This window comes from Collinsella aerofaciens, from assembly GCF_040910245.1.
In the GTDB taxonomy this organism is placed as follows: domain Bacteria; phylum Actinomycetota; class Coriobacteriia; order Coriobacteriales; family Coriobacteriaceae; genus Collinsella.
Genome location: NZ_JBDGAY010000046.1, coordinates 1 through 1997, shown reverse-complemented (window position 1 = coordinate 1997; position 1997 = coordinate 1). Strand labels below are relative to the sequence as shown.

Below are 1997 nucleotides of genomic sequence, written 5' to 3'. Positions count from 1 at the left end.
ATATCTAATACGGTTTTTCTTATCAAGTTGCCTTGACCATACACCCTGCAAATACTTCAACTGTTCGGGGTGTCCAGTCCCGGTGTATGGATGTTCTTTCAGCTCATCCAATAGCCTCTCTAACTTTTTGAAGAGTTGCGGAGAGGACTTTCTTAGCAACAGTACATGTTTTGCAGCTTCTTTTGAAAATTCTATCTCATACATTGCACTCATCCTCTATACGGTTCAAAAAATCATCTAATGATTCATCCTTCCGCATTTTAAAAGTTCGTCCCTGCTTAATATCCTCAATACCCCTCTGAATAGCCTCCAATTCTTCCCTTGAGGGGAAATCCTCTTCCGTAGCCGCATATACGACTATGGGGGCGGCATTACGACGGGAAACAAAGATTGTCTCTTTTTCAGCCAGTTCAAAATATTTCTTCTGATTGGCACGAAATTCACGCGTTGTAATTATCTGCATAATATTTATATATTTGATTTACACCGCAAATATAGCTATAAAAGTTCAACCTCCAAACTATTTGTGTACCTATTTGTGTACACGCCATTAAAAGCCATATTCAAGCCTACCGCCCGTTGGTTGGTGTTGCTTTGCTTTTTCCCCTCTTTTCGAGTTGATTTTCAGCCTTTTTCCCTCTAAATTCCCCTTGTCTGTTATAAGCATCGTCTGTAATATGCTCTATCACTTCTTCGCAAACGCCCATAAATAAAGGGATTAGAACATGTGTTTCCCCACACTTTGGGAGTTTAGTCCCCACACTTTGGGAGTTTAAAAGTAAATTAGTCCCCACACTTTGGGAGTTTTACCCCTCTTTTTTTGTTTTAATGTGGGGATTGTGTATATTTGCAGCAAATCAATCGTTTATGAAAAAGAAACTACCTATTACCAAGAATAAAGATGTTGTTGTTTCATGGGTATATACATGGTCAAAACAGCAAGACATGTCCATACACGAACAAAGAATAGTTCTTCGCATACTGGAAGCGTGCCAAGCTGAACTAAAGGGAGTAAAACTGAAAGATTATGCAGGCACGAAACGCAAGTTTGAGCATGGACTTTGGGATGTTGATGCACAAATGCATGTATCTGACGTTATTTTTTCCGGACGTGATTACAATGAAATCATAGCCGCACTCGATTCTTTGGCAGGACGTTTTTTTACTTACGAAGATGACGAGGAATGGTGGAAGTGCGGATTTATATCTAACCCAAAATATAAAAAACGCACTGGCATTATAACCTTTCGTGTGTCTAACGACCTTTGGGATGTGTTTACCAAGTTCGCCAAGGGGTACAGAGAATTTGAGTTAAACAAGGCTCTTGCGCTACCTACTGGGTATTCCCTTAGGTTTTACATGTTAATGAGTGGGCAGGTGTACCCTTTGGATATATCCCTTGAAAACTTGAAAGACCGTCTTGGCATACCTGCGGACAAATACAAGGACAAGAACGGAAAAGACAGAATAGATCATTTTGAGGAAAGAGTTTTGAAACCAGCAAAGGCTGCGCTTGATGAAAGCTGCCCATACACATTCAACTACGTAAAAGTGCGTGAAAACCCTAACAACAAACGTAGTAAAGTAACTGGATTTAGATTTTACCCTGTATATCAACCTCAATTCAGGGATGAAGAACTGGAAGTAAAAGAACTTCAAGCAAAAGTAACGGCACGTCACCAAATAGATAGCCATGTGTATGAATACCTCCGATATTCCTGCGGTTTCACTTCAGAAGAAATAAACCGGAACAAGGAAACATTTATAACTGCACAAGAAAATATTACTGACCTTATAAGAGAACTGGCTATCCTAAACGGAAAATCACGAGAAAAGAATAATCCAAAAGGTTGGATTATCAATGCACTAAAGGGGAAAATAAAGGAGTATAGTGCTTGATTTTCAAAAGGAAGTGCTATATTTGTGGATATTAACTTTAAATTATACCATTATGAAAAAGTTTTATTATGTTATTTTAAGCATGATAGCAATAGCTT

General features: G+C 38.7%; 2 protein-coding genes. One reads left to right on the top strand and one right to left on the bottom strand.

Features of this window, described 5'->3' with window-relative positions; genetic code table 11:
- A partial coding sequence (locus tag AB5Z20_RS09805) for a type II toxin-antitoxin system YoeB family toxin (protein ID WP_368157174.1) occupies nt 1-204 on the bottom strand: 204 nt, incomplete at its 3' end.
- A gap of 663 nt (nt 205-867) precedes the next feature.
- Between AB5Z20_RS09805 and AB5Z20_RS09800 the strand changes: the two genes are divergently transcribed.
- Complete coding sequence (locus AB5Z20_RS09800; protein WP_368157172.1) at nt 868-1899, top strand: replication initiation protein; 1032 nt, start codon at nt 868-870, stop codon at nt 1897-1899.
- The last annotated feature ends 98 nt before the right edge of the window (nt 1900-1997 follow it).